Origin of the sequence: Psychrobacter sp. FME6, assembly GCF_014861365.1 — a bacterium.
Taxonomy (GTDB): domain Bacteria; phylum Pseudomonadota; class Gammaproteobacteria; order Pseudomonadales; family Moraxellaceae; genus Psychrobacter.
On sequence record NZ_RRYW01000172.1, the window covers coordinates 1 to 2,876 of the forward strand.

A 2,876-nucleotide genomic window follows, 5' to 3' on the forward strand; every position below is an offset into this window, starting at 1 on the left:
ATAGACAGTATATAGCGTTAGACCCTATGACAGCATGAATAATGTCCATTACACCGAGTTTATCAACTTCGTTAAGTGTGGTTACTGGTGGTGTTTCATTGAGTTGGGTAGTCCGATAGCTATTAATGTATTCTAGAAACGCCTGCTGTTGCTCTTCTTGTAAACTCTTTTTCTCAACAGGTTTTTCTAAAAGTGGTTGCGCCTGTATTGTTCTTTTACTAAGTGTTTTCCAGCACAGATCACACCGCCAACTCCCTGGCTTTAATTGATTAAATTGTGAGCGATTATGGCAGATATGCATTTTGCCGCAAACGATACATTGGCTGTCGAGTACGATAAGGTGAGAATTGGTTTTGGCGATATGAGCTATGCTGAAGAAACCGTAGAGGTAAACTTGGTAAACTAAGCATATTAATCGGAGTTTATCATGGTCAACAAAATAAGAACCTATAGCACAGAATTCAAAGCCGAAGCCGTTAAGAAGATAGCAGATAATAACGGTAACATCTCCGCTACTGCAAAGCAGCTCGGCATAGCCATGCAAACCTTATGTAACTGGCAGAACAAAGCCAATAAAGGCAAGCTTATCGGCACAGAGCAATATGAACCTGATCTTATGACAGCTCTTCAAGAAATAAAGCAGCTCAAGCGACAACTTAAAGTTGCTGAAGAAGAGCGAGAGATATTAAAAAAGGCGACGGCGTACTTTGCCAAGCACAGTTAATGAAGTACGCCTTTATCAAAGACAACCAACAGATTTTTAGCATCACTCGCATGTGTCACGTCTTGAGAGTAAAGCCATCAAGCTATTACGATTGGCTGGGTCGCGATATCAGCGACCAACAGATACATCGTAACCAGTCTGAGCTATTGGTTAGAGCCGCTCACAGTGAAACTCATGAGCGCTATGGTGTTGAGCGTCTGCATGCGCATCTAAGTGAGCAAGGTCATAACATCAGTCCCTACATGGTCAGAAGCATCAAAGAGGAATACAGCATCAAATGCCGTCGCCACAAACGCTTTAAAGTCACCACCGACTCCAATCACAACAAACTGGTCTATCCAAACGTGTTGGATCAAGAGTTTGATACCAGTCGCCCTAACCAAGCGTGGGTCAGTGACATCACCTATATTTGGACGCTTGAGGGCTGGTTGTATTTAGCGGGAGTCAAAGATTTATATACCAAAGAGCTGGTCGGCTATGCGATCAATAAGCGAATGACCGCAGATCTAGTATGCAAAGCATTGAACATGGCCATCAAGAATAAACGACCAAGCAAAGGGCTAGTCGTTCACTCTGACAGAGGCAGTCAGTACTGTAGCCATGCTTACCACAAGATCATCAAGCAGCATCAGTTTACAGGTTCAATGAGCGGTAAAGGCAACTGCTTTGACAACGCACCCATAGAAAGCTTCTGGGGCATATTGAAGAACGAGCTAGTATATCACCAAGACTATAAAACAAGGTTTGCCGCCATTACCGATATCATTGGATACATCGAGCTATATTACAACCAGACTAGGATTCAAAAGGGTTTAGGCTATAAATCGCCAAGACAGGTGTGGTTTGATTATTATCGTCAGGCTGCGTAATCAAAATCTCCCAAGTTTAACTGTACGGGATTGACGGCAGGGGTCAATATTAGAGATATCCTTAGCTCTAAATCCAAATACTTGACCGATTTCTTGACAGCTATGTACAAACTCGTTGGGTTTATTGCGCCTCATTAACCAATACTTCTCACAGATAAGCTTTGTAGCGTCTGCAATGCCTGGTTGATACTCTAATTTTGTTTTCATACTCGCCTTTTAATACCGACTATATCCCGTGGATATTATAGCCCACCACTGTGAGTATTGCTATTTTTAGCAGTGGTTAATGAGATGACAACAGATGAGCGTATGGTTGCCTTTGGAAGACGTGTCCGTGAGGTACGAAAAGGTAAAGGAATATCTCAAGAAAGACTGGCAGAGATAGCTGGTATTGATCGAAGCTATATGGGAAATATCGAGCGTGGTGAGAAGAATATTACGCTGAAGAAGGCGTATGAGATATGTGATGCGCTGGGAATTGAGATTCAAGAGTTAGTTTGAATTACAATGCTCTTTAGAATTTAGGTGAATTAAGAGTGAAAGCATCCCCTGGGTGTGTGGTTATTGTGAAAACTAACACTCATTCGTTGAGACAGATAATACGACTTTTAGCTTATCGTCGTACATAATCATAATCCTATAAAAGCGATTATGTTGAGAGGATGCTTCGTTTTAAATAGTACCCTATGAATATGATTGCTTCAACTCTTTCTTTTCTAACAAATTGAGCAAGTCTACATTACTCCAATCAGTATGCCAGCATTGATTTTTAAAAGAATGAGTAAGATTGCTTATTTCACTGGTATTCAAACTAATTTTTAGTAAAGAAGCTACCTCCTCTACTAATTTTTCGCTATCATTATTAGAAAAATAGGGGCAGCTTAGAATATCTAGTAATAAGTAAGCTTTTTCACTATTAGTAGTAATATCTTCTAAATTAGATAATTGCTGATTAATATAATTGATTAATTCTAATCGAATAATGTCATATTGTTTATTATCTTTTATATAGAAAAGGCATGATATAATTGTGAAATAAGACAGTTCACCTTGGTCAAGGAATAGCTTTTTTAGTGTTGTTTCTGGTAATAAATACAAATCTCCTAGCTCTCTAACTGCTAGAAGTATGTTAAGAAATTCTAAATGAATAAAGCCTTTGAGAGGAATTGATTGCATTCTTCTTGACTCATTTAGCATCAAACTATTAGGGGCTGTATAGAATTGGGAGATAGTTGAAAAAAATAAGCAACGCCTTACACTCTTGTTTACCACAACAAAGAGAA

The 2,876-nt window shown here is 39.4% G+C and carries 2 protein-coding genes and 1 pseudogene; 2 read left to right on the top strand and 1 reads right to left on the bottom strand.

Features of this window, described 5'->3' with window-relative positions:
* Nucleotides 1-427: 427 nt before the first annotated feature.
* Together EI162_RS13935 and EI162_RS13940 are read left to right on the top strand one after the other, a co-directional pair.
* Nucleotides 428-1,593, top strand: a protein-coding gene (locus EI162_RS13935; protein WP_192524900.1) for an IS3 family transposase whose coding sequence is annotated in 2 segments (ribosomal slippage) — nt 428-686 and nt 686-1,593 — 1,167 coding nt in all. Because the reading frame shifts where the segments join, the coding sequence is not laid out codon by codon here.
* Nucleotides 1,594-1,884: 291 nt separating this feature from the next.
* Complete coding sequence (locus tag EI162_RS13940) at nt 1,885-2,094, top strand: helix-turn-helix domain-containing protein (RefSeq protein WP_192524901.1); 210 nt, start codon at nt 1,885-1,887, stop codon at nt 2,092-2,094.
* A gap of 183 nt (nt 2,095-2,277) precedes the next feature.
* Here the strand turns inward: EI162_RS13940 and EI162_RS13945 are convergent.
* A pseudogene (locus EI162_RS13945) lies at nt 2,278-2,876 on the bottom strand (hypothetical protein); the annotation flags it as partial.